Source organism: Mycobacteroides franklinii, from assembly GCF_001853795.1.
Classification (GTDB): domain Bacteria; phylum Actinomycetota; class Actinomycetes; order Mycobacteriales; family Mycobacteriaceae; genus Mycobacterium; species Mycobacterium franklinii.
The window spans coordinates 554,705-577,812 of the sequence record NZ_MLIK01000019.1 but is presented as its reverse complement, the minus strand read 5'-3'; the positions used below and the strand labels follow the sequence as shown (position 1 = coordinate 577,812).

Below are 23,108 nucleotides of genomic sequence, written 5' to 3'. Positions count from 1 at the left end.
GCGTTCTCAGAAGCCCAGGTCGCGGCCGATGAGCTCCTTCATGATCTCGTTGGAGCCCGCCCAGATCTTGGTGACACGGGCATCCATCCAGGCCCGCGCGACCCGGTACTCCTTCATGTACCCGTAGCCGCCGTGCAGCTGCACGCAGGCGTCGATGACCTCGTTCTGCACCTGCGAGGACCACCACTTGGCCTTGGCGGCGTCGATGGCGGTGAGTTCGCGCTTGCTGTGCGCCAGCACGGCCTGGTCGACGTACACCTGCGCCGCCTCGAGCTTGGTGACGAGCTCGGCGATGAGGAACTTGTTGTATTGCAGGCTGCCGATCTGCTGGCCGAATGCCTTGCGCTCCTTCGCGTATTCGATGGTCTCTTCGAGCACGCCCGCCGCGTGGGCGATGTTGGCGACGGCGCAGCCCATCCGCTCCTGGGGGAGGCGCTGCATCATCGAGATGAATCCCTGGTTGACCTCGCCGATGACGTTTTCGGCGGGTACCCGTACGTCGGTGAAGAACAGCTCGGCGGTATCGGCCTCGGGCTGTCCCACCTTGTCGAGCTTGCGGCCGCGCTCGAACCCGGGCATGCCCTCCTCGACCGCGAACAGAGTGATGCCCTTGGCCTTCAGCTCCGGTGCGGTGCGCGCGGCGACGACGACGAGATCGGCACGTGCGCCATTGGTGATGAACGTCTTGGAGCCGTTGATGACCCAGTCGTCACCGTCCTTGATTGCGGTCGTCTTGAGGGCAGCCAGATCGGAGCCGCCGGAGGGCTCGGTCATGCCGATCGCGGTGATCAGCTCGCCGCTACAGAACTTGGGTAGCCAGCGTTGCTTCTGCTCGTCGGTGGTCAGCTCGACCAGATAGGGGGCCACGATGTCGAAATGGATGGACATCGAGGAGGCCAGCGCGGCACTTGAGCGGGCCAGCTCTTCCTGCAGAACCGCGTTGTAGCGGTAGTCCCCGGCGCTGCTGCCGCCGTACGCCTCGGGCACGTCGAGCCCCAGGTAGCCCTGCTTACCGGCCTCTTCCCAGAGTTCGCGGTCGATGTAGCGCTGCTCGATGAACGTCTCGGCACGCGGGTCGACGTGGCGCTGCACAAACGCCTTCACGGACTCGCGGAATGCCTCGTGGTCCTCGGTGTAGATGGTCCGTTGCATGGTGTTATCGAAGCACGCGTCTAAATCCGCCCGCCGGGGTGATCGGGCTGGGAACCGGAGGCTGCCGACCGCCGCCGCGTGTGAAGAACCGTGGCTCCGTTGCCCGCGTCTATGCGACAGCCGGGCCATGAGCGTCGATCGTCACGGTCTTTGTCGCACAGAGGTGGGCACAGTCGTATATCCGCCCCGACCCCAACGTGACGCTGAACACCCTGTGAGGTGCGTCTTTCAGCTTGCGAGGGCACTCTGGCGTCAGCTTAGATACATCTTGTGTCTATGATTCGCACGGTGACCATCTCCGCAAGTGAAGAGGCTTATCGCTCCGTCAAGGAGAGCATCCTCAACGGCGACATCCCGGGCGGGGAGCTGCTGAGCGAAGGGGAGATCTCGGCGCGGATGGGGTGCAGTCGCACCCCGGTGCGCGAGGCGTTCCTGCGGCTCGAAACCGAAGGCTGGCTGCGGCTCTATCCCAAGCGTGGGGCTCTGGTGGTACCCATCACTCCCGAAGAGCGCCGGCATGTGGTCGACGCGCGCCGGGTCATCGAGGGGGCTGCGGCGGCACGTATCGCCGAGCGGGGTGCGTCCCAGGCACTGCTGTCCGACCTCTCGGCACTCATCGACGTGCAATTGGGACGCGCCGCACAGGGCGATGCCGCCGGCTTCGCCGCGGCCGACGTGGACTTCCACCGCGCGATTGTGGCCAAGCTGGGCAACCCGCTGCTGGAGAACTTCTACGACAGCCTGCGCGAGCGTCAGCGCCGCATGTCCGCCGCGGCCATCGGAGTGGATCCGGTGCGGGTCGCGCGGTCGGTCGCCGGGCACCGTGCGTTGGTGGACGCGCTGGCGGCAGGCGATGCGCCCCGCTTCAGCACTGAACTGGTCGAGCACATGAAAGTGGTGACGGAAATTGACTAGCCGGCTGCTGCCGCGTTTGGCACCTTGGCAGCGCGTGAGCCTCGCGATGTTCGGAATCGCCTGGGGTGGTAATGAATTCACACCACTGCTGGTGATGTACCGGCAGGCCGGTCAGTCTGCGGCGTCCGTGGACACCCTGCTGTTCGCCTATGTGCTGGGCATCATCCCGGCGCTGTTCCTGGGCGGGCCGCTCTCGGATCGTTACGGCCGCCGCGCGGTGATGCTGCCCGCCCCCTTCATCTCGATGGCCGGGTCGCTGGTGCTCGCCCTGGGCGCACAGCATTTCGCGCTTTTGTTCACCGGCCGCGTGCTGTCCGGTATCGCGCTGGGCCTGGCCATGGCCGCGGGCAGCTCGTGGGTCAAGGAGCTGTCGGCGCCGCCGTTCGATCGTCCCGGTGCCGGCGCACGGCGTGGGGCGATGAGCCTGACGGCCGGATTCGCACTCGGTGCGGCCGTGGCCGGGGCGTTGGCACAGTGGGGACCCTGGCCGCAGCACCTGGCCTTCCTGGTGAACATCGTGATCACGATTCCCGGTGCGGTGCTGGCACTCTCGGTGCCGGAATCGGCCGCCCAGCGTGCACCGGGACGGCTGATCGACGACCTCAAAATTCCGGCCGCGCGCCGCCGGCGCTTCCTGTTCGTCGTGATGCCCTTGGCGCCGTGGGTGTTCGGATCGGCTGCGGTGGCGTACGCGGTGCTGCCGACCCTGATCGCGCCGACGCTTCCGGGTGAGCGCATCGCATTCTCCGCGCTGTGCTGCTTGGTCTGCCTGGGCTGTGGTTTCGCCGCGCAGATGGTGGCGCCCAGACTCGATCGGGCGGGCACCGCGCGGCTCGGCATCGTCGGGTTGGTCCTGGTCGCCGTGGGGATGGCGTTGGCCGCCGTCGCCGCCCATCAGCTCACGATTCCACTGGTCCTGATCGCCGCGCTGGTCCTGGGTGCTGGGTATGGAACAGCACTGGTCAGCGGGCTGCAGGAGGTCAACCGGATCGCCGGGCCGACGGACCTGGCGGGGCTGACCGCCGTCTTCTACGGACTGACGTACCTGGGCTTCGGGGTGCCGATGATGCTGACGATGCTCAGCAACGCGATACCGGCACTGACGCATCCGGTGCTGCTGGCGGGCGGCGCGATACTGGCGACGGTGTGCTTGGTGGTGCTGGCGATGAACTCACGTACCGATATCGGTGAGGAGCACGACGCCGAGGTGGTGCCGGCCGAAGAAACGCGTGAGCCGGTGTTGCGTTAGCCGGACCGCGATTAGGCTTTCGCAGCATGATCATCGCAGGGCTGGTACTCACGGGAATCGCCGCGCTCATCCACGTGTACATCTTCTATCTGGAGTCGATCGCGTGGACCAGCGAGAAGACCCGCAAGGTGTTCGGCGTCCGCAGCGCCGAGGAAGCCGAGATCACCAAGCCGCTGGCCTTCAACCAGGGTTTCTACAACCTGTTCCTGGCCATTGCCATCGCCGTGGGCACGGTGCTGTGGGTGCGAGGCTGCACCTCGGTGGGTGCGACGCTGGTGTTCACCGGCGCCGGGTCGATGGTCGCCGCAGGGCTGGTGTTGCTGATCTCTTCGCCGGATAAGGCATCGGCAGCTCTGAAGCAGTTGGTGCCGCCGCTGTTGGGAATCGTCGCTTTGGCAGTCGGACTGCTCTAGGCCGGATCCGACCCCGTGGCGACCGGGCGTTGTGGGTCGCTGGACCACTCGGACCAGGAGCCCGGGTACAGCGTCGCGTCGTATCCGGCGATGGCCAGCGCGGCGATCTGATGCGTCGCGGTGACACCCGAACCGCAGTACACGGTCACGGGGGCACTGCCCGCGCCCAGCTTGTCGAAGCGTTCGCGTAACTCGGCTGCCGGGCGGAAGGTGCCCTCCGGGGTCAGGTTCTCGGCGGTAGGAGCAGAAACGGCCCCGGGGATGTGTCCGGCACGTGGGTCCAGGGGCTCCTCGTCGCCGCGATAGCGCGCCGCAGCGCGGGCGTCGAAGACCAGGTTGTCCGGTGAATCAGCGCGTTCGGCAACAGCATTGGCGTCGACGGAGGCGAGGCCGTCGAGTGCGGCGATGGTGATATCACCGGGTGCGGGGACAACCTCTCCCGTCTCGACTGGTCCACCGGACCGCTGCCAGGCAGCCCACCCACCATCCAGAATCCGAACGTCGGAGACCCCGGCCGCGCGCAGCAGCCACCAGGCGCGCGAGGCCGCCTGCCCATTCCAATCGTCGTAGACGACCACGGCATCACCGTCGTGTAGGCCCCAGCGGCGGGCACTGGCCTGAAAAGCCTCCGGCGCCGGCAGCGGATGACGCCCCCGGCCGGTGGCGGAGTGATCGGCAAGCTCCGCGTCGAGATCGACGAATACCGCAGCGGGCAGGTGCCCCTGCAGATAGGCCGGGTGGCCGTCGGGCGCCATGACGGTCCATCGCACGTCCAGCAGCCGGACTTCGGAGAGTCGTTCAGCGAGTTCGGTGGCCGAGATGAGCACGTCCATACCCCAGACGGTACCGCTGTTCGGTGCTATCGCTGCGTGCTGCCCGCGTCGACGGGAAGGCTCACCGACGTGATGTACCGCGCCTCATCCGAGGCCAGGAACAGTGAGGCATTGGCGATATCGAGCGGCTCCACCCACGGTAGATCGAGCATGTTCATGGTCTTGGCCGCCGCCCCGAAGTCCTCGCGGGTCGGTTCTTCGAGGTCGGGCCGGAACATTGCGCGAACGTGCTCGTTCTGGATCATCGGGGTATCGACGTTGGTGGGGTGCACCGTGTTGACCCGAATCTTGTGTGGCGCAAGCTCGATCGCTAGCGAGCGCATCAGGCCCACCACACCGTGCTTGGCCGCCACGTAATGCGAGACCCCGACCAGTCCACGCAGCCCCGCGATGGAACTAACCAGCACCATGGCGCCGCCGCCGCGGGCGATCAGGTGCGGTGTGGCCACGCGGGTGGTGTGCCAAACACCCGTCAAGTTGACGTCAAGCATTGTCTGCCAGTCACTTTCAGGCATATCCAGCACCATGCCGCTTGACGTGATGCCCGCGGTGGCGCACACGATATCGAGCCCGCCGAACTCGGTGACGGCATCGTTGCAGAAGGTCTCCATATCCCGCAGGTTGCGCACGTCCACCACTCCGGGGATGATCCGGCGCCCGGCCGACTCGACCAACTCCGCGGTCTTGTCGAGATCGGCGCGGGTGGCGGGCGGGGTGATGGTGGTGTGCATGGGCGCGCAGATATCGAGTGCGACGATGTCGGCGCCCTCCTGGGCGAAGCGCACCGCCTGCGCGCGTCCGATACCTCGTGCGGCACCGGTCACCAAGGCAACCTTGCCCGCCAGTCGTCCAGTCACGTCGGGCCTCCATATTCTTCGCGCAAGCGGCTCATCACGTCTTCTGTGTCAGTCCGGCGTCGACCACCAGCTGGGTGCCGGTGATGTAGCGCGCTTCATCGGAGGCCAGGAAGACCACCGCATTGCTGATATCCACCGGTTCAACCCAGGGCACCGGGAGCAGAGTGCGCGCCGCCAGCGCCTCGGCGGCATCCTCCACTGTCGGGTTCTCCAGATCGGGACGCAACCGCGCGATGACTCCGGGATTGAGGATCATCCCGGTGCTCACCGCACCGGGGTGCACGGTGTTGACCCGGATTCCTTGAGGCCCCAGCTCATTGGCCGCTGTGCGGGCCAGGCCCACGACGGCGTGTTTGCTTGCGGTGTAGTGCGCCGTATTGGCGGTGCCCTTGAGACCGTTGGTGGAGCTGATGATGATCACCGAACCACCGGCCGCAAGGTGTGCGGCACCGGCCTTGACGGTGTGCCAGGCGCCGGTGAGGTTCACGTCCAGCGCGCGCCGCCACGTGTCCTCGCTAAGCTCGGAGGACGGAGCCATGCCCTCGTAGACCCCGGCATTGGCGACGACGATGTCCAACCGGCCGAGCACTCGCACGCCCACGTCGATGGCCTGCGTCAGCGACTCGCCGTCACGAACATCGGCGAATGCCGGAACACACCGACGGCCGTGCTGCTCGACGGCGGCGACGGTCTCGGCCAGCTCATCGCAGCCGGGCAGGTCGATGGCGATGACGTCGGCGCCCTCCTCGGCCAGACGCTCACAATGTGTGCGCCCCATACCCTTTCCTGCTCCGGTCACGACGGCGACCCGTCCGTTCAGGCGTGTCATGCGGTGCTCCCGACCAGTGTGAAACCCTTGTATCCGCTGGCCGCAACATCAGCACAGATGGCGCCGTACACGCCGAATCCCCCGATGAACGGCATGAAAACCCTTGGCTTGCCCGGGATGTTTGCGCCCAGATACCAGGAATTGGCTTGTGGGAACATGGTGGCGGCGGCGCGCTCATTGCATTCGGCCACCCAGTCGGCAACGGCCTGAGGCTCCGCCTCCACGGTCGAAAACCCGTGTTCTGCCATGTGGTTGAGCAGATCACCGATCCAATCGACATGCTGCTCGGCGCCCAGCACCATATTGGCAAGCACCGAAGGGCTACCCGGGCCGGTCACGATGAACAGGTTGGGGTATCCGTCCACGCCCAGGCCCAGATAGGTGCGGGGACCCGCCTGCCAGGCGTCTTTCAGTGGTCGGCCGGCGCGGCCGCGGATGTCGATGCGATTCAACGCGCCGGTCATGGCATCGAAGCCGGTGGCAAAGACGATCATGTCCAAGTCGTAATGCTGTGCGGTGGTGGTGATCCCGCGCTCGTCGATCGACTCGATGGGTGCTGACCGTAGATCGACCGCGTGCACGTTGCCGCGATTGTAGGTCTGAAAATAGTTGGTGTCCGTGCAGATTCGCTTCGTGCCGATGGGATGGTCGGTGGGGATGAGGACATCGGCGACAGCGGGATCCTCGATGACGCCGCGCACCTTCTCCTCGAAGAAGGCGCGGGCCTCGTCGTTGGCCCGCATATCGGTGGTCTGGTCCGGGAAGGTCTTTCCGAACAGGACACCACCGAGGTCCCAGCGCTTCTCGAACGCGGCACGACGTTCTGCCGCCGAGATTTCCAGGGTGTTCTTGGGGTGGGCCTGGTGCGGGGAACCGCCGCCACTGTTCCGGGACTGCCGTCGCCGTTCGGTGTAGGTGGCCTTGACCTCGGCGCGCCGCTCGGGGGTGATGACGGTATTACCAGCGGGCACACTATAATTGGCGGTGCGCTGGAAAACGAAGAGTTCCCGGGCGGTCTGGGCGGCGACCGGTACCAGCTGGATGCCCGAGGATCCGGTTCCGATGATCCCGACCCGCTTGCCGGTGAAATCCACACCGGCGGCCGGCCAGTGTCCGGTGTGGTACAGCTCGCCGCTGAACGCGTCGCGCCCCGGGATGTGGGGCATGTTCGCGGTGGATAGCGCGCCGGTGGCCATCACGCAGAACCGGCCGGTCACCTCGTCGTCCCGGTCGGTCCGCACCGTCCACAGCATCTGCTCTTCGTCGAGAACCGCGGAGGTGACGCGGGTGCTGCAGCGGATATCGCGCCGTAGGTCGAACCGGTCGGCGACGTGGTTGATGTAACGCAGGATTTCCTCTTGGGTGGCGTACTTCTCGGTCCAATCCCAATCCTGTTGTAACTCATCGGAGAACGAATACGAGTAGTCGATGCTTTCCACATCGCAACGCGCGCCCGGGTAGCGATTGAAGAACCAGGTGCCGCCCACATCCGAGCCGGCCTCGAAGACGATGACCGACAGACCCTGCGACCGCAGCCGCTGCAAGGCATACAACCCGGCGAAGCCGGCGCCGATCACCACGACATCGAAGTTCTTTACGTGGGCTTTCACGATGGGCCACGCTAGGGCGACATCGGTTCTGGTCGGCCTCCCGTTCCCAGTGACCGGTCAATCGGATCCAACGGACCGCTGATCGGGAAAGCGCCCGATGGCGGCAACGCGGCGGGCGCACTATCGAGCGCATGACCGAACGCGTAATAGATCGCATCACCGATCTCGCTGACCAGCTGCGTGAGCAGGCATGGGAGGCGGAGAAGCTGGGCAAGCTGCCCGACGAGAGCGCCAAGATGCTCAAGGCAGCCGGACCCATCCGGCTGCTCCAGCCCAAAAAGTACGGTGGCTACGAGGTGCATCCCCGTGAGTTCGCCGAAACGGTTATGGCCACCGCCGCATTGGATCCCGCCTCCGGCTGGATCTGCGGCGTCGTGGGTGTGCATCCATGGCAGATTGCCTTCGCCGACCCGAAGGTCGCCGAGGAGATGTGGGGCCAGGACCAGGACATCTGGATGGCCTCCCCGTACGCGCCAACGGGTGTGGCCACGCCGGTGGACGGTGGCTACGTATTCAACGGGCGCTGGCAGTTCAGTTCCGGCACCGACCATTGCGACTGGATCATCTTGGGCGCCATGCGCGGCGATGCCGACGGCAAGCCCATCATGCCGCCCAAGATGCTGCACATGATTCTGCCGCGCACGGACTACCAGATTGTCGAGGATTCCTGGAATGTGGTGGGGCTGCGCGGCACCGGCTCCAAGGACATCATCGTCAAGGACGCATTCGTGCCGTCGTACCGCGTGATGGACGGCGACGAGGTGATCGACGGCACCGCGCAGCGCAACGCCGGGATGACCGACACCCTGTACCGGATGCCATGGTCGACGATGTTCCCGCTGGGTATCAGCTCGGCGGTGATCGGCATCGCGGAGGGTGCACTGGCCGCGCATCTGGACTACCAGCGCGAGCGTGTCGGGGCACAGGGCACCGCGGTCAAGGACGATCCGTACGTGCTCTTCGCGATCGGTGAGGCCGCGGCGGATATCAATGCCGCGCGTCAGGAGATCCTCGCGAACGTCGACAAGATCTGGGAAGTAGTCGATTCCGGCAAGGAGGTGTCCTTCGCGGAGAGGGCCGCGGGCCGGCGCACCCAGGTGCGTGCCGCGTGGCGGGCCGTAATGGCCGTCGACCAGATCTTCTCCCGCTCGGGCGGCAATGCGATGCGATTGGACAAACCGTTGCAACGGTATTGGCGCGACGCCCACACCGGGCTCGCGCACGCGATTCACGTGCCCAGCACCGTGTTTCACGCGTCGGCGCTCAGCTCGCTGGGCATCGAGCCGCAGGGCCCGCTGAGGTCGATGATCTGATGCTGAAAAGTTTGGGATACATCACCATCGCGACCCGGGACATGGACCGGTGGCGCCATTTCGCCCTGCGGGTGCTCGGCTTTGCCGAGGGCAGCGGACCTGATCCCGATGCCCTGTACCTGCGCATGGATGAACGTGCGGCGCGCGTCGTGGTGGTGCCGGGGGAGACGGATCAGGTTGTCACGGTCGGTTGGGAGGTGCGCGACGGCGCGGCGTTACGGGATGTCGTACGGGCAGTGGAAGGTGCCGGCATCGGCGTGAAATCCCTGCCCGTCGGGGAGGCCGACGCCCGTCGGGTCGAGGAGGTGGTGACCTTCACCGATCCCGTCGGCACCACCGTCGAGGTGTTCCACGGTCCGGTGCTGGACCACAGCCCGGTGGTGACGCCCTACGGCGCACGATTCGTGACGGGCCCCCAGGGGCTGGGACACGTGGTACTGCCGGTCACCGATCCGACCAGCGCCTTCACCTTCTATACCGAGGTGTTGGGATTCCGGCCACGGGGAGCTTTCCGCATTCCGGCGCCACCGGAGTTCGGTCCGATGCGCGTGCGGTTCCTGGGCATCAACGAGCGCCACCACAGCCTGGCGCTGTGCCCCGCACCGCACGCGGGGGCGCCCGGGCTGGTGCATGTGATGGTCGAGGTGGACAGCCTCGATGCCGTCGGGCAGGCCCTGGATCGCGTACTCAAGGATGAGTACTCGCTCTCGTCCACACTGGGACGGCACACCAACGACAAGATGGTGTCCTTCTATGTACGGGCGCCCGGCGGGTGGGATATCGAGTTCGGCACGGACGGTATGCGCGTCGACGAAACGTGTTACACCGCGGAGGAAATCACCGCGGACAGCTATTGGGGCCACGACTGGTCCGGTAGCGAGCCGCTGGCCGCCATGTAGTCCTCACACCCCCTCCCGTCACACAGACGCTTGTTGCACGCGAATCGCAGGCCGCGTGTGCAACAAGCGTCTGTTCGCGTATGGGGGTCACCGGGGTTGTGTCGGCGGACACACCCATGGTACAAACAGCTATATGACTAATAGTCATATGTGACCGAGACCCCAAAGCCGTGGGAGGGCACCATGACCGACGATCTTCGCGCGAGCGGCTCATCCATGACCACCATCACCGCCGATTCGGCCACCCCGAGCGCTGTCATCGATCGGGTGTCTCTGCTGCTGGACGCCTTCGACGGCCCGGGTCGGCTGACGCTGGCGCAGCTGGTGCGCCGTACCGGTCTGCCCCGCTCGTCCGTGCATCGCATGCTGGAGCGCCTGGTGCAGCTGCGCTGGCTGCGACGCGATGGCCGCGACTACGAGCTCGGCACGCGGTTGGTGGAGCTGGGGTCGCTGGCGGTGCATCAGGACCGGCTACACGCTGCCGCCCTGCCGATGCTGCATGAGTTGCATCGCGCCACCGGCCTGGTGGTCCACCTGTCCATCCTCGACGGCACGGACGTCGTGTATCTCGAGAAAATCGGTGCGGGGATGGGTGCCGCTATCGCCACCCGCATCGGGGGCCGTCAGCCGGCGCACTGTACGGCGTCCGGCAAGGCAATCTTGGCGTACCGCGTTGAGACACTTGACGAGTTCACCGCGCCGGCCCGCAAGACCCGTTACTCCATCGGCTCTGCCGCGCAACTGCGCCCGGAGCTCGACAAGGTTCGTGGTCACGGTGTGGCCTTCGACCGCGAGGAGCTGCAGCAGGGCATTGGCTGCGTGGCCGCCCCGATCGGAAGCATCGGCGATGCCGTCGCCGCGGTGTCGGTATGCGGGCCGATGCCGCGCATGACATTCGATCAGCGGCTGGTGGCCCCGGTGCGGATGACGGCCATGGGGATCTGGCGCAATGTCGAGAATGGCCCCACCCGGGTGGCCCCGACGCTGCAACCGATCCGGCCGCTGCGCGGTGCTCCCTCGGCCGCCACCGCTCGGCGCGAGACGAGCCCGCGGACACTGCAGTACGCGTGACCCTCGATCCTCAGATCGCCGCACTGCTTCCGATGCTGAACGAGGGTTTCCCGCGCGTCGAGAAGATGACCGGAGCGCAGGCGCGTGCCGCGATCCGCGCCCGATACGTTGCGCCCGCCGAGCCGCTGCCCATGAAGTCGGTGACCGACGAGTATGCCTCCGGGCCCAACGGTGAGATACCTATCCGGGTGTACCGCCCCGACGCGGTGGGCACGTTGCCCACCATCGTCTTCGCCCACGGAGGCGGATTCGTGTTCTGCGACTTGGACTCTCACGACGGGTTGTGCCGTCGACTGGCCGACGAGATGCCGGCTGTGGTGGTATCGGTCGACTACCGGCGTGCCCCGGAACACCGGTGGCCCACGGCGGCGCAGGACATGTTTTTGGCGACGTGTTGGTCGGTGCGCAATGCCCGCACTCTGGGTGGTGATCCCGCCCGGCTGCTGGTCTGCGGTGACAGCGCAGGAGGGAATCTGGCGGCGGTGACCGCGTTGATGGCCCGCGACCTGGGCGGGCCCGCGCTGGCAGGTCAGATCCTGATCTACCCGGTACTGGACGCGGACTTCGACACCCGGTCCTACCGGCAATATGCGAACGGCTACTACAACACGCGCGGCGCGATGCAGTGGTACTGGGATCAGTACTTACCCGATCGCGCCCTGCGCACCCACCCGTATGCCGCGCCGCTGCGGGCGGATCTGAGCGGGTTACCGCCCGCGGTGGTGGTGACGGCCCGCTATGACCCACCATGCAGCGAGGGCGAGGCCTATGCGGCAGCGCTGAGAGAGGCGGCGATCCCGGTTCGGTATCGGCGCTACGACAACGCAATTCACGGGTTCATGACCATGCCCACCGTGGAGCTGGCCAACGCGGCGATCGAACGGCTATGCCGCGACGTCGACGAGCTGCTCGCCTAGACGCCGTACTCCTCGGCGAGCACGGGTAGCCGTCCGCTACGCGCGGCATCAAGGATGGAGCCGCGCAATTCCGGGCACACCAGGAAGAGCCCGGTGCACTCCCGTCGCTGCGGGCATCGCGACTCGGCCTCGGCATTCCACTGCACACTGGTCTGCTGCCAGCTGCTCTTGCGCGCCAAAACCTCGGCGCCGCAACGCTGACAGCCCACTGGAACCATCGGCGAATCGGCCAGGCGGTTGTCCGCACGGATCACGATGATGCGCCTGCGGCCATCGCTGCGAGGTTCTCCTCGATCTGGGTCTTCCAGACCTCGCCGGGGCGGGAGGTATCCACCTCGTACTCGAACCGATCGGTCATTTCGGGGGTGACGTCCGCGGTGTCCACATAGAACTGTTCGTACCAGCGACGCAGCTGGTACACGGGGCCGTCTTCCTCGCATAGCAGCGGATTGTCGATGCGCGCCTTGTTCTTCCAGATCTGCACGTCCTGCTCGAAGCCGGCCTTGATCCAGTCGCCCAGCGTGATGGCGGCGGCCAGCGCGTCGCCGTCGGAGAGTCCCGCCGACTTCTTCACGATGATTCCGTACTGCAACACGAAGGAATTGGCATCGATCGGGTAATGGCAATTGATCAGGATCGAATTCGAGTCGTACCCGACGAAGTGGTACGTCAGATCGTCGATCATGAAAGACGGGCCGTAATAGGACGCGACGGACGTCTGCCCGGTCATCTGCACACCCTCGGGAATGGGCAGATCGGCGCGCGGTTCGCCGGTGTTCATGTACTGCGTGGCGATGTGTCCCTCGAAGATGTTCTTGAAGTACGTGGGCACTGCGCCGTGTACGTAGAAGAAGTGCGCCATGTCCACCACATTGTCGATGATCTCGCGGCAGTTGGTGTTGACAACCGTTGTGTACCAGTGCCAATCGGTCCATTCATCGCTGGTGGCGCCCTCGATGCGGGGGATCGTGACACCTTCGGGCGGCGGATTGCCCTGGGGGTCGTTCCAGATGAACAACATGCCGTCCTGTTCCAGGCTGGTCCAGGTGGCGGTCCGGGCCAGTTTGGGGGTGCGTCGGCTGTAGGGCACCTTCTTGCAGCGGCCGTCGCCGCCCCAACGCCAGTCATGGAACGGGCAGGCGACCTCGTCGCCCTTGACCTCGCCCTGGCTGAGGTCGCCGCCCATGTGCCGGCAGTAGGCGTCCAACACACTGACCGTGCCGTCTCCCGAGCGGAAGACTACGAGCTTCTGGCCGAAGGCATTGACGGCGTGCGGCTTTCCATCCCCGAAGTCTTTGATGAGACCGAGGCAATACCAGCCGCGGGCGAACCGGGCCGGTGCCGCGTCCGCCTCGATGCTCCGAACTTTCATGAGATCGGATTCGGTGTCTGACTGGGCTGTCGTCATGGACCCGTTCTAACAGCCAATTCCTAGCCGGAGCAGTGGGTTGGTCCGCTCACCGGACATCGTTTCCGCCGTATGCGTGCCGCCTCCCGCTGGGAGGGAAACACGGGCGCAGCGTGGGGTTTGTCGGCCTAGCCTCGCTGCGGTCCACGCGAATTCACGGAGGTATGCACACATGGCGTCAGCACCCCACGGGCTGATCCCGGACGGGACCGTCGCGGATGACATCGAGGTCGATCTGCTGGTCGTTGGTGCCGGGACCGGTATGGCCGCCGCGCTGGCTGCCAGTGAGCTCGGCATGTCGGTGCTGATCGTCGAGAAATCGCACTATGTGGGTGGGTCTACCGCCCGCTCCGGAGGAGCCCTATGGCTGCCGGCCAGTCCCGTGCTGCGGGTAGCCGGAACGGGTGACACCCTGGAGCGGGCGCGTACCTACCTGCGTGCGGTGGTCGCGGGAAGTGCGCCGGACGCGCGCAGTGACGGCTTCCTGGAGCACGAGTCGGCGACCGTCGACATGCTGACGCGTGCGACCCCGATGCGCTTCACCTGGTGCCGCGACTATGCGGACTATCACCCCGAGGAGCCCGGTGGCAGCCCCGCCGGGCGCACCTGTGAATGCCGCCCGTTCGATGCGTCGGTGTTGGGCAAGTACCGCAACAGGCTGCAGCCCGGTGTCATGAAACCGCCGGCCGTGCCGATGCCCGTCACCAGCGCCGACTATCGGTGGATGAATCTGATGGCGCGACTTCCCCGTAAGGCGTTGCCGCTCATCGTGAAAAGAGTCGCACAGGGGGTCGGCGGGGCAGTGCTGGGCCGGCGTTACCTGGCGGGCGGTCAGGCGCTGGCCGCGGGACTGTTCGCCGGGGTGCTGCGCGCGGGCGTCCCCATCTGGACCGATACCACGCTGGCGCGTCTCATCGTCGAGGGACAGCGCATCACCGGCGCGGTGGTCACCCATGAGGGGCGCGAGATCACGGTGACGGCGAATCGCGGCGTGGTGCTGGCCGCCGGCGGCTTTGACCACGACATGGAGATGCGACACAAATTCCAGTCTGCGAGGCTGGGAAAGAACATGAGTCTGGGCGCCGAAACCAATACCGGCGATGCGCTGCGAATCGGCCAAGACTTCGGTGCGGCAATCGATTCCATGAACCAGGCCTGGTGGTTCCCGGCGGTGGCGCCGCTGCCCGGTGGTGCCCCGAAGGTGATGCTGGCGGAGCGATCGCTGCCGGGATCGTTCATCGTCGACCACACCGGTAAACGCTTCATCAACGAGGCCACCGACTACATGTCGTTCGGACAGCGGGTGTTGGAGCGGGAGCGCTCCGGTGACCCAGTGGAATCGATGTGGATCATTTTCGACCAGCAGTACCGCGACAGTTACGTTTTCGCAGGCCAGCTGTATCCCCGCATGCCGATCCCCGACGGCTGGTTTGACGCCGGGATCGCGCATCGTGCGGAGAGTTTGGCGGCGCTGGCTCCGATGATGGGTGTACCGCAGGATGAGTTCCTGGCCACGGTGCAGCGGTTCGACGAATCGACAGCGGCCGGTGACGATATCGATTTCCAGCGTGGCCGCAGTGTGTACGACCGCTACTACGGCGATCCGACGGTAACCCCGAACCCGAATCTACGGCCGCTGCGCAAGGGGCCGTTCTACGCGGTGCGCATGGTGCTCAGCGACCTGGGCACCTGCGGTGGCTTGCGCGCCGACGACCGAGCTCGGGTGCTGCGCGAAGACGGTAGCGTCATGGAGGGCCTGTATGCGATCGGCAATACCGCCGCCAATGCCTTTGGCGCCACCTACCCGGGCGCCGGGGCGACGATTGCTCAGGGGTTGGTGTACGGCTACATCGCGGCGCATGACGCGGCCGCACGATGATTACGTGCCCGAGTCCTGGGGCGTCGAGCCCTTAACGGCCTCAACATCTTTCTCCACCTTGCGCCAGTAGCCAGGGATGAGCTTGGGGGTTCCGGACTCCGCGTCGTCGAACACGGCGGCGGCCTCGTCCAGGTCCTCGAGCATCTTCAGGGTCAGATTCCGCTCCGACTCGTAGTACCGCTCAGCCCATTTCAGCGCGAGATGGGAATAGGCCCAACCGGGCTGAGCGCGGGCCCCTTCGGCGTCAATAGCGGCCTGGCTGTGCATTTCCTCGGCGTAGGAGAGATGCTCGGTGAGTAGTTCCTTCAGCCGCGCGGGGTCGGCAAGGTGTCCGTTCATGACGCGCAGCACCACACTGTGCTTGAGGACGGGTGGATCTGCGGGAGCCTCGTTCACCCATTGAGTGAGCGCGTCCATGCCTTGTTGCGTGATCTGGTAAAGCCGACGACTGCGGGCACCGTTCTCGAGGTCCAGCCGGGATGTCGCCAGCCCGAGTTTCTCGAGTTTGCGTAGTTCCGAATAGATTTGGCTGAACGACGGGCTCCAGTAGAAGTAGCGAATACTCCAGTCCGCCCACTTCTTGATGTCGTAGCCGGAGACTTCCTCTTTATAGGACAGCATGCCGAGGATCGTCCAGCTGGTGGCAGCAAGGTTTGGCTCGCCGGGCGAACTGGTTGCTGCCATCGGTCAAGGGTAGCAACGTGAGATATCGCTGCGGGTTGGCCCGGGCCGCTCAGCGGGACGACGGCAACTGTGTCAACATCACTGATATGGATGAGCAGGAATGGCAGCCGCTCGGCGCGTTGATGCATCGCGTGTCGGCGGCCTTGCGATCCGAGATTGCGGCGGCGCTGGCACCGCTGAATCTGCCATTCCCCCAGTACGTCTGCATGCGGGTGCTGTTCAAAAACCCGGGCTGGTCCAACGCGGATCTGGCCCGCGCGATCGACGTGACCCCGCAATCGATGAACACCGTTCTGCAGGCGCTGCAGGACGCCGGTTTGGTGTCCCGGCCGGACACGGTGGACTCGGGCCGCGCACGTCCGGCGCAGTTGAGCCGATCCGGCGCCGCCTTGCTCAAGCAGGCAGATGTGTTGGCCCGGGGCGCCGAAGAGCGTCTGCTGTCGGGTATCTCGGCACGGCAGCGGGGCGACTTCTTCCAGACTCTGCGTGATATCACGGGCGAGGATGCCGCCAACCCCTAAAGCGCATATCGGGCGGCGAGAGCCGGGTACGTTCAACGCTATGAAGTGGCTCACGACGGGTGTGGTGGTAGCAGTTTCGGCCGTGATCGTCGGGTGCTCGGCGCACACACCCCCGGCCGACAGGGGCGCCACCGCGAGCCCACAGATCCCTGACCGACGTACAACCGAAGGGGCGATCATCGTCACCCCGGACAACTTCGTGCGGGCGGAGACCGACCTGTACTTCGGGAACATCGTGAAGGATGGCGGTTTCGGCGCCTTCCATCACATCCGCGAATTGTCGCCGCTGGACAAGCAGCTGGTAATCCGGCAGAACCGCGACACGCTGTATTCCTCGGCGGTGTTCGACCTCGATGCGGGACCGGTCACCGTCTCGATGCCTGACCCGGGGCAGCGGTTCATGTCGCTGCAGCTCATCACCGAAGACCACTACGTGCCGGATGTCTTCTACGGCAAGGGCGAGCACACGATCACCAAAGAGCAGGCGGGTACCCGATACCTCGCAGCCGCGGTGCGCACCCTGGTCAACCCGGGCGATCCGGCGGACCTCGCGCAGGTCCATACCCTGCAGGACGGTGTCTCGGCGCGGCAAGAGCATCGGGGAAGCTTCGATGTCCCCAAGTGGGACAGCGTAAGTCAAAAGAAGGTGCGCGACGGACTGTTAGCGCTGGCCGCGACGGTCCCCGATACCAAGGCGATGTTCGGAACAAGGGATACGACCGACCCTGTGCGCCACCTGATCGGCACCGCGTCGGCCTGGGGCGGGAACCCGGAAAAGGATGCGCTCTATCTCACGGTGAGCCCCGCCACGAACGATGGCGTCACGGTGTACCGGCTCACCGTGGGGGAGGTGCCGGTGGACGGATTCTGGTCGGTCACCGTCTACAACAAGGACGGATATTTCACCCCGAACGCCCGGAATGCCTACTCACTCAACAACATCACCGCGCTGCGTGATGCCGCCGGAATCACTGCCGTGCAATTCGGGGGATGCGCCGACGGCGTGGTGAATTGCCTGCCCATCACACCGGGCTGGAACTACGTGGTCAGGCTGTACCGCGCGCAGCCACAGATTCTGGATGGCCGGTGGGTGTTCCCGGAGGCGCAGCCCGTCGGGTAGTCGAACCTATTGCGGTGTAACAATTTTCGCGATCTGTCGATCGACCTCGGATCTGATGTGGGCGTCGGACATGTCATCGAGGCCGAATCCCGCACGCAGGCTGGGCCCCATCAGCCGCCAGCCAAGCTGTAGCGCTATCGCGTGTGCGCCGGCGAGCCGCGCTTCGCGGTCGTCGGCGTGACCGGGGCGAATCTGTTCCAGCAGCCATTCCATCCCCGGCTTGCGTTCCTGGAGTTCCTCGATGGGAAAACCGTCGAGGGTGGAACGAACCATCACGCGTAGTTGCAGGTCGTGTGCGGCCTCGAGCTCTTCGATGGGTGCGGCCGCCTCACGCACAGCCGCCGCGGCATCGGCCAGGTGCTGCAAGGTGGCGGCCAGCAGCTGACGCTTGCTTCCAAAATGGCGGTGGACCAGGCCGTGATTCACGCCCGCACGGGTGGCGACCTCACGGATCGATGTCGCCGTAGGTCCTTTCTCGGCGAAGAGCTCAGAGGCCGCGGTCAGTACGGCCTCGACGACTTCTTCCTTGCCGACGGGCCGGGTATCCGTTGCCTCCGGTGTAGTCATGTGTGTACAGTAGCGGATGACCGGATGTAGTCAGTTGACTACACCGAATATCGGACAGAAGGAACGGGTCAATGAGCAGCGATTTGCGTGTAGTGAAGCTGGGCGAGAACATCGGCGCCCGTATCGACGGAGTGCGCCTCGGTGAGGTGGATGCCCAGACCGCGCGTGCCATCAACGAGGCGATGCTGGAGCACAAGGTGGTCTTCTTTCGTGGCCAGCACCACCTGGACGACGAGGCCCAGTTCGCGTTCGCGCGATGCATGGGCGTGCCGACCTCGCCGCACCCGACGCTGAAATTCGATGGCGAGCGCGTGATGCGACTCGACTCGGAGGAAGGCGGACGTGCCAATCAGTGGCACACCGACGTGACCTTCGTGGACCGGATTCCGAAGGCCTCCATCCTGCGGGCGGTAGAGCTTCCGCCGTATGGCGGAACCACCACCTGGACCTCGACGGTCGCCGCCTACCGCCAGCTGCCCAAGGCCTTGCAAGAGCTGGCCGACAATCTGTGGGCCATGCACAACAACCAATTCGATTACGCCCAAGTCGATCCCGCCAAGGTTGCGGAGTTGTTGGCCAAGGCCGGCTCAGGATCGAAGTACGTACGCGAATTCGGTGCGACCCATTTCGAGGCACACCACCCGGTGGTGCGGGTGCATCCGGAGACGGGTGAGAAGGCGCTGCTGCTGGGTAACTTCGTCAAGCGGATCTTGGATGTGAGCGGCAGCGAATCGCAAGCGTTGTTCCGGATGTTCCAGGACCGGATCACCTGGCTGGAGAACACGATTCGATGGAGCTGGGAGCTTGGCGACGTCGCGATGTGGGACAACCGCGCCACCCAGCATTACGCCATCTCCGACTACGGCGATCAGCGCCGCCGCATGCACCGCGTGACGCTTGCCGGTGACGTACCCGTGGGCGTCGACGGTGAGAGCAGCCGGGTGATCGCCGGGGACGCCAGCGACTACTCGGTGATAGACAACCCAAAGCGGTTGGTGGCGTAGCGGGTACCCTGCGCGGGAGGGCTAGGTCTGGCGCTTACCCAGCACGAACGCGGCCGCTGCGCCGAGGAGGGCGGCGATCAGCGCGAGGCCGCCGGCCAACCACCAGGACGGACCGCTCGACGCGTCGGGGCTCTTGGGCCCGAGCAGCGCGCCCACGATCGTGTTGAAGTTGTCGGTCTGATCGGTGAGGCCAGAGACGTTCGCGGCGCCCGGACCGTACGCGGCGATGCGCACCTGAGTTCCGGTGTGCGTCTGGGATTCGCCTTCCGGTGCAGTGGGATACATGATCCGCATGGTGGCGCCGTCGGCCGTCTTCACCGCGACCGACAGGCTTGACGGATTGTTGAAGTCCTCGGGAACGATGAGTGAGGAGTGCCCGTGATCGGCGGTCACGATCACCAGCGTGTTGCGGTCCTGGCGGGCGAAGTCCACGGCGGCCGAGACGGCCTCATCGAGGGCGATGGTCTCACCGATCTGACCACAAATGTTGGCCGCGTGATCCTGCTTATCGATCGATGCGGACTCGACCTGCAAGAAGAAGCCCTTGTCCTTTCCCTTCTTCGAGTTCACCAGGAGATCGATGGCTTTGGTGGTCATCGCGGACAGCTGGGGTTGATCCGTGGGCAGCTCGGGGTTCTGTCGGCAGGTGGTCGCGGACAGCTTGCCGCCGTTGGGCACCGCGGCGGGCACCTTGTCCCACTGCACCGGCAGGTTGCCCTTGCTGAAGACGCCCAGCACCGGATTGTCCAGGCTACTCAGCTTGTTCAGATCGCCTGCGGTGGTTAGCAACTGATATCCGGCAGCCTTGGCGACCTCCCACGAGGTCTCGCCCTTGTGCTCGCCGCCGGTGATGGTTTCGTCGAAATACTTGCCACCGCCGCCGAGGCTGATGTCGGCGCGGGTGTTCACCAGCTGCTCGGAGATGGAGCCCTTGCCGCCGTTGTCGACGGCGTTACCGGCGCACTTCTGCAGGGTCTCCTTGGGGCCCTTGCAGTCCCGATCGGTGACGTGCGCGGTGAGCACTGCCGGCGTAGCGTCCTGCAGTTCGGCGGTGGTGACATTCCCCGTCGCGAAACCCTGCTTCTGCACGATCTCCAGAATCGTGTCCAACGGCTGGCCGTCCAGATCCACCGAGATCGCGCCGTTGTAGGTCTTGGTCCCGGTGGCCCACCCGGTACCGGAGGCCGCCGAGTCGGTCACGTAGTCCGGCTTTCCCTTCTCCGGCCCGTCCTTGGTCAACGCGAACGTGGTGTATTCGCCGGTGATCGGCAGCGCGTCGAGCCCGGGAAGCGTCCCAGCGGCGCCGTACTGGTAGTTGCGCGCCGAGGTGATCTCCGAGGTGCCCATGCCATCACCGATCAGCAGGATGACGTTCTTGGCGTTGCGGCCCTGCACCGAATCCCGCAGATCCGCCGCCTTATCGCCGTCGCGTCCGCCCTTGGTGCGGTTGGCGCCGCCGGTCTTGGCGATATCGCCGACGGGCACCTCGGGTGAATCCGAGGGCGGCGCGGCAGCGGCAGAGGGGGCCAGCGCCAGTACTAGCGCCGCGGATGCGGCCAGTGCGATTCTGCGGGGGCTCATGCTGCCAGCTTGCTGTGAACCGGCGTCCGGGCGCCAGCCCTACGGTGAACGCCGGATGAACCCGGGCGTTGATTAGGCGCCGGAGTCGAGGTCCGCGGTCACCGAATACGCCACCAACAGCGCTGCCGAGGCGGCCTCGGCGGTCATCGCGACCGGGACTATTCCGGCGGGCCGGCGGTGAGCCAGCCACCGAAGGCCAGGCACCGTCGCCGCAGCATCACGGGCCTACTCGGCGGGCAGGTCCAAAACCAGGCGTCCTTCGCCACGCGAGACGCAGGTCAGGATCTGCCCCTCTTCGCGCTGGGACTCGGTGAGGATCTGATCGCGGTGGTCGGCGGTGCCGGCGAGCACGTTCACCCGGCAGGTGCCGCAGAAACCCTGCTGGCACGAGTAGGCCACATGCGGCAGCCGTTCCTTGATGACGTCCAGCGCGGTGCGATCGGCGGGTACCTCCAGCACCGGCCCACCGGGGCCCAACTGCACCTCGAAGGGATGACCATCCACCACGGGTGCGGCCGCGAATCGCTCGAAATGCAGTTCTACGGAAGGCATCTCGAGGAGGCGCCGCTGTAGGACGGCAAGCATCGGGGCGGGACCGCAGCAGTACACGGCGTCGTTCTCGCCCACGCCGGGCAGCAGGTCGTCGGCGGTCGGCAGACCGGACTGATCGTCGGTCCGAATGATGACCCGATCGCCAAACCGCTTGAGCTCGTTCAGGAAGGGGAGCGAATCGCGGTGCCGTCCGGTGTACACCATGGTCCATGGCTTCCCCAGTTGCTCGGCGAAGGCGATCATGGACAAGATGGGCGTGATGCCGATGCCGCCGGCCACGAAGTGCAGCTTGCGCGGCCCGGGCTGGGTCATGGCCAGCGGGAACGCATTACGTGGCCCGAGGATCTGCACCGTGGCACCGATCTGGAGCGCATCGTGCACCTCGATGGAGCCGCCGCCGCCATTGGGGATACGGCGCACGGCGATGCGGTAGTGGAACGGATCGGAGACGTCACCGCACAGCGAGTACTGCCGCATCCGGCCGGAGGGCAGCAACAGATCCAGGTGGGCACCGGGATGCCATGGCGGGAGCCGCTCCCCGTCGGGCGCGGCCAACACCAGGCTTGCGACATCCTGGTCCTTGGCCTCGATCCAGCGGTCCTTGACCACCAGTGTCAACGTCCGGTCGACGTGGTTCTCGGGTGGCTTCTTGAGAATCAGCAGGGCGCCGATGGCCCGGACGGCGACCGGGAACAGCACGGTGCCCAGCGCGATGGTGGGTGAAACCGGCAGGGTGCCGTACAGCGTCGGCGGCAGCGACGGCCGCTTGCGCTGGGTCGTGGGCTGAGTCTTGCGGCGGAAGCGATCGAACATCAGTAACCGGCCGCAGCCTTCGCGGCGGGCGACGTGCTCAGGTATGCCACCGCCTGCGCCGTGCTCCCCACCTGGTCGGGTGAGAAGCCCGGACGCATGAATTCCAGAGCCGACTTGGCCAGCTCGCGCCAGCGCAGGAAAGCTCCGCGCTTCATGGCCTTGTTCATCTGCCGCAGCACGCCGAAGACGCCGTAGTTGGGCAGCGAGGGGTCCTGCCGCACCAAGAACTTGGTGTAGCGCAGCATCACCCCGACGAGCAGCAGGGTCGCCAACACAAAGGTCAGCATCATGTGCCCGCGGCGGATCTGGAAGTACCGGGCGACGTCGTAGGCGACGCTGCGATGTTCGACCTCCTCGGCGCCATGCCAGCGGAAGAGGTCCACCATCTCCGCATCGGCGTTGAACTTCTCGAAGGGGTGGTTCAGCACCCAGTCGCCGAGCACGGCGGTGAAGTGTTCAATACCCGCGATGAGGGCCAGCTTCTCCACCATGACCCGGTACCGGAGCTTTTCGCTGCGCAGCTCGTTGGTCCGCTCCAGCATGTGGGTGATGTATTCGATCTGCTCAAGGGCGGGGCGGACATTGATCCCGTTCTTCTCCAGGAAGTCGCCGAGCACCTTGCTGTGAGTCTCCGCGTGTACGGCCTCTTGCCCCATGAAGCCGATCATGGCCTCCCGGATCTTGTCGTCCTTCACGTACGGCAGCGCGCGGGTGAAAGTGTCGACGAAGGCCCGTTCCCCTTCCGGCAGAAGCAGATTAAAGGCGGAAATGAAGTGCGAGACGATGGGCTCGTTGGGAATCCAGTGCAGCGGGGTGTGGCTGGTGTCGAACTGGACATTGCGGGGCCGCAGCACGACCTCGCCGGGCTCGGTCGGTACGACGTGCAGGCCGGTGGCCTCAGTTGTGTTGCGCGCCATGATG

24 protein-coding genes are annotated in these 23,108 nt (G+C 65.7%); 11 read left to right on the top strand and 13 right to left on the bottom strand.

The window, feature by feature from the left end:
• Positions 1–6 precede the first annotated feature (6 nt).
• Positions 7–1,152, bottom strand: coding sequence for an acyl-CoA dehydrogenase family protein (locus tag BKG76_RS10650; RefSeq protein ID WP_070937622.1), 1,146 nt, complete (start codon positions 1,150–1,152; stop codon positions 7–9).
• Between the two features lie 276 nt (positions 1,153–1,428).
• Here BKG76_RS10650 and BKG76_RS10645 point away from each other — a divergent pair, with 276 nt between their 5' ends.
• The 3 genes from BKG76_RS10645 to BKG76_RS10635 are packed head-to-tail and all read left to right on the top strand — an operon-like array spanning position 1,429 to position 3,729.
• Positions 1,429–2,067, top strand: coding sequence for a GntR family transcriptional regulator (locus BKG76_RS10645; RefSeq protein ID WP_070937621.1), 639 nt, complete (start codon positions 1,429–1,431; stop codon positions 2,065–2,067).
• Positions 2,060–3,316 (top strand): MFS transporter, encoded by a 1,257-nt coding sequence (locus BKG76_RS10640; protein WP_456237968.1) that lies wholly within the window; start codon positions 2,060–2,062, stop codon positions 3,314–3,316. Before BKG76_RS10645 ends, BKG76_RS10640 begins: the two co-directional genes overlap by 8 nt.
• Before the next feature lie 26 nt (positions 3,317–3,342).
• Positions 3,343–3,729 (top strand): DUF1304 domain-containing protein, encoded by a 387-nt coding sequence (locus tag BKG76_RS10635; protein ID WP_070937619.1) that lies wholly within the window; start codon positions 3,343–3,345, stop codon positions 3,727–3,729.
• On the opposite strand, the gene BKG76_RS10630 is transcribed toward BKG76_RS10635, so the two are convergent.
• Genes BKG76_RS10630 through BKG76_RS10615 form a run of 4 tightly spaced genes read right to left on the bottom strand, consistent with a single transcriptional unit; the run spans position 3,726 to position 7,858 of the window.
• On the bottom strand, positions 3,726–4,562 hold the full coding sequence (locus BKG76_RS10630; RefSeq protein ID WP_070937618.1) for a sulfurtransferase: 837 nt from the start codon (positions 4,560–4,562) through the stop codon (positions 3,726–3,728). The genes BKG76_RS10635 and BKG76_RS10630 overlap by 4 nt on opposite strands.
• A 26-nt stretch (positions 4,563–4,588) precedes the next feature.
• Positions 4,589–5,419, bottom strand: coding sequence for a mycofactocin-coupled SDR family oxidoreductase (locus BKG76_RS10625; RefSeq protein ID WP_070937617.1), 831 nt, complete (start codon positions 5,417–5,419; stop codon positions 4,589–4,591).
• Positions 5,420–5,453: 34 nt separating this feature from the next.
• Positions 5,454–6,248, bottom strand: a complete 795-nt coding sequence (locus tag BKG76_RS10620) for a mycofactocin-coupled SDR family oxidoreductase (protein WP_070937616.1) — start codon at positions 6,246–6,248, stop codon at positions 5,454–5,456.
• Positions 6,245–7,858 (bottom strand): flavin-containing monooxygenase, encoded by a 1,614-nt coding sequence (locus BKG76_RS10615; protein WP_070937615.1) that lies wholly within the window; start codon positions 7,856–7,858, stop codon positions 6,245–6,247. Before BKG76_RS10615 ends, BKG76_RS10620 begins: the two co-directional genes overlap by 4 nt.
• Positions 7,859–7,989: 131 nt before the next feature.
• On the opposite strand from BKG76_RS10615, the gene BKG76_RS10610 reads away from it, so the two are divergent.
• The 4 genes from BKG76_RS10610 to BKG76_RS10595 all read left to right on the top strand — a co-directional run bounded on the left by BKG76_RS10610 (position 7,990) and on the right by BKG76_RS10595 (position 12,058).
• Positions 7,990–9,171 carry an acyl-CoA dehydrogenase family protein gene (locus BKG76_RS10610; RefSeq protein ID WP_070937614.1) on the top strand — a complete coding sequence of 394 codons (1,182 nt, stop codon included), beginning with the start codon at positions 7,990–7,992 and terminating at the stop codon, positions 9,169–9,171.
• Positions 9,171–10,070 carry a biphenyl-2,3-diol 1,2-dioxygenase gene (gene bphC / locus BKG76_RS10605; protein WP_070937613.1) on the top strand — a complete coding sequence of 300 codons (900 nt, stop codon included), beginning with the start codon at positions 9,171–9,173 and terminating at the stop codon, positions 10,068–10,070. The genes BKG76_RS10610 and bphC overlap by 1 nt, the downstream gene beginning before the upstream one ends.
• A gap of 183 nt (positions 10,071–10,253) precedes the next feature.
• Entirely contained in the window at positions 10,254–11,141 is an 888-nt protein-coding gene (locus BKG76_RS10600; protein WP_070939117.1) for an IclR family transcriptional regulator, read from the top strand.
• Positions 11,138–12,058, top strand: coding sequence for an alpha/beta hydrolase (locus BKG76_RS10595; protein ID WP_070937612.1), 921 nt, complete (start codon positions 11,138–11,140; stop codon positions 12,056–12,058). Before BKG76_RS10600 ends, BKG76_RS10595 begins: the two co-directional genes overlap by 4 nt.
• Here the strand turns inward: BKG76_RS10595 and BKG76_RS10590 are convergent.
• Both BKG76_RS10590 and BKG76_RS10585 read right to left on the bottom strand, forming a co-directional pair.
• On the bottom strand, positions 12,055–12,312 hold the full coding sequence (locus BKG76_RS10590) for a ferredoxin (protein ID WP_078282129.1): 258 nt from the start codon (positions 12,310–12,312) through the stop codon (positions 12,055–12,057). The genes BKG76_RS10595 and BKG76_RS10590 overlap by 4 nt on opposite strands.
• On the bottom strand, positions 12,309–13,466 hold the full coding sequence (locus tag BKG76_RS10585) for a Rieske 2Fe-2S domain-containing protein (protein ID WP_070937611.1): 1,158 nt from the start codon (positions 13,464–13,466) through the stop codon (positions 12,309–12,311). The genes BKG76_RS10590 and BKG76_RS10585 overlap by 4 nt, the downstream gene beginning before the upstream one ends.
• Positions 13,467–13,638: 172 nt before the next feature.
• On the opposite strand from BKG76_RS10585, the gene BKG76_RS10580 reads away from it, so the two are divergent.
• Positions 13,639–15,345: a 3-ketosteroid-delta-1-dehydrogenase gene (locus BKG76_RS10580; protein WP_070937610.1), complete on the top strand. Its 1,707-nt coding sequence runs from the start codon at positions 13,639–13,641 to the stop codon at positions 15,343–15,345.
• Here BKG76_RS10580 and BKG76_RS10575 read toward each other — a convergent pair whose 3' ends face one another.
• A complete protein-coding gene (locus BKG76_RS10575) occupies positions 15,346–16,029 on the bottom strand; it encodes a PadR family transcriptional regulator (RefSeq protein WP_070937609.1) in 684 nt (227 codons plus the stop codon).
• A gap of 86 nt (positions 16,030–16,115) precedes the next feature.
• On the opposite strand from BKG76_RS10575, the gene BKG76_RS10570 reads away from it, so the two are divergent.
• Positions 16,116–16,550: a MarR family winged helix-turn-helix transcriptional regulator gene (locus tag BKG76_RS10570; protein WP_070939115.1), complete on the top strand. Its 435-nt coding sequence runs from the start codon at positions 16,116–16,118 to the stop codon at positions 16,548–16,550.
• Between the two features lie 40 nt (positions 16,551–16,590).
• Positions 16,591–17,670, top strand: a complete 1,080-nt coding sequence (locus tag BKG76_RS10565) for a DUF1254 domain-containing protein (protein WP_083337997.1) — start codon at positions 16,591–16,593, stop codon at positions 17,668–17,670.
• 6 nt (positions 17,671–17,676) lie between these two features.
• On the opposite strand, the gene BKG76_RS10560 is transcribed toward BKG76_RS10565, so the two are convergent.
• Complete coding sequence (locus BKG76_RS10560) at positions 17,677–18,237, bottom strand: TetR/AcrR family transcriptional regulator (RefSeq protein ID WP_070937608.1); 561 nt, start codon at positions 18,235–18,237, stop codon at positions 17,677–17,679.
• Positions 18,238–18,308: 71 nt separating this feature from the next.
• Here BKG76_RS10560 and BKG76_RS10555 point away from each other — a divergent pair, with 71 nt between their 5' ends.
• Positions 18,309–19,241, top strand: a complete 933-nt coding sequence (locus BKG76_RS10555) for a TauD/TfdA dioxygenase family protein (protein WP_070937607.1) — start codon at positions 18,309–18,311, stop codon at positions 19,239–19,241.
• Positions 19,242–19,262: 21 nt separating this feature from the next.
• On the opposite strand, the gene phoA is transcribed toward BKG76_RS10555, so the two are convergent.
• From phoA to BKG76_RS10540, 4 genes are all read right to left on the bottom strand, one after another.
• Entirely contained in the window at positions 19,263–20,822 is a 1,560-nt protein-coding gene (gene phoA, locus BKG76_RS10550) for an alkaline phosphatase (protein WP_070937606.1), read from the bottom strand.
• Positions 20,823–20,894: 72 nt separating this feature from the next.
• Positions 20,895–21,026: a hypothetical protein gene (locus BKG76_RS25410; protein WP_269085935.1), complete on the bottom strand. Its 132-nt coding sequence runs from the start codon at positions 21,024–21,026 to the stop codon at positions 20,895–20,897.
• A gap of 21 nt (positions 21,027–21,047) precedes the next feature.
• Positions 21,048–22,187 (bottom strand): PDR/VanB family oxidoreductase, encoded by a 1,140-nt coding sequence (locus BKG76_RS10545; RefSeq protein ID WP_070937605.1) that lies wholly within the window; start codon positions 22,185–22,187, stop codon positions 21,048–21,050.
• Entirely contained in the window at positions 22,187–23,104 is a 918-nt protein-coding gene (locus BKG76_RS10540; protein ID WP_070937604.1) for a metal-dependent hydrolase, read from the bottom strand. The genes BKG76_RS10545 and BKG76_RS10540 overlap by 1 nt, the downstream gene beginning before the upstream one ends.
• Between the last annotated feature and the right edge of the window lie 4 nt (positions 23,105–23,108).

Excerpts from the sequence above, each read along its gene's own strand:
- BKG76_RS10650 (WP_070937622.1), bottom strand. The coding sequence starts at position 1,152 with ATGCAACGGACCATCTACACCGAGGACCACGAGGCATTCCGCGAGTCC.
- BKG76_RS10645 (WP_070937621.1), top strand. The coding sequence starts at position 1,429 with ATGATTCGCACGGTGACCATCTCCGCAAGTGAAGAGGCTTATCGCTCC.
- BKG76_RS10635 (WP_070937619.1), top strand. The coding sequence starts at position 3,343 with ATGATCATCGCAGGGCTGGTACTCACGGGAATCGCCGCGCTCATCCAC.
- BKG76_RS10630 (WP_070937618.1), bottom strand. The coding sequence starts at position 4,562 with ATGGACGTGCTCATCTCGGCCACCGAACTCGCTGAACGACTCTCCGAA.
- BKG76_RS10620 (WP_070937616.1), bottom strand. The coding sequence starts at position 6,248 with ATGACACGCCTGAACGGACGGGTCGCCGTCGTGACCGGAGCAGGAAAG.
- BKG76_RS10610 (WP_070937614.1), top strand. The coding sequence starts at position 7,990 with ATGACCGAACGCGTAATAGATCGCATCACCGATCTCGCTGACCAGCTG.
- bphC (WP_070937613.1), top strand. The coding sequence starts at position 9,171 with ATGCTGAAAAGTTTGGGATACATCACCATCGCGACCCGGGACATGGAC.
- BKG76_RS10600 (WP_070939117.1), top strand. The coding sequence starts at position 10,254 with ATGACCGACGATCTTCGCGCGAGCGGCTCATCCATGACCACCATCACC.
- BKG76_RS10585 (WP_070937611.1), bottom strand. The coding sequence starts at position 13,466 with ATGACGACAGCCCAGTCAGACACCGAATCCGATCTCATGAAAGTTCGG.
- BKG76_RS10580 (WP_070937610.1), top strand. The coding sequence starts at position 13,639 with ATGGCGTCAGCACCCCACGGGCTGATCCCGGACGGGACCGTCGCGGAT.
- BKG76_RS10575 (WP_070937609.1), bottom strand. The coding sequence starts at position 16,029 with ATGGCAGCAACCAGTTCGCCCGGCGAGCCAAACCTTGCTGCCACCAGC.
- BKG76_RS10570 (WP_070939115.1), top strand. The coding sequence starts at position 16,116 with ATGGATGAGCAGGAATGGCAGCCGCTCGGCGCGTTGATGCATCGCGTG.
- BKG76_RS10565 (WP_083337997.1), top strand. The coding sequence starts at position 16,591 with ATGAAGTGGCTCACGACGGGTGTGGTGGTAGCAGTTTCGGCCGTGATC.
- BKG76_RS10560 (WP_070937608.1), bottom strand. The coding sequence starts at position 18,237 with ATGACTACACCGGAGGCAACGGATACCCGGCCCGTCGGCAAGGAAGAA.
- BKG76_RS10555 (WP_070937607.1), top strand. The coding sequence starts at position 18,309 with ATGAGCAGCGATTTGCGTGTAGTGAAGCTGGGCGAGAACATCGGCGCC.
- phoA (WP_070937606.1), bottom strand. The coding sequence starts at position 20,822 with ATGAGCCCCCGCAGAATCGCACTGGCCGCATCCGCGGCGCTAGTACTG.
- BKG76_RS10545 (WP_070937605.1), bottom strand. The coding sequence starts at position 22,187 with ATGTTCGATCGCTTCCGCCGCAAGACTCAGCCCACGACCCAGCGCAAG.
- BKG76_RS10540 (WP_070937604.1), bottom strand. The coding sequence starts at position 23,104 with ATGGCGCGCAACACAACTGAGGCCACCGGCCTGCACGTCGTACCGACC.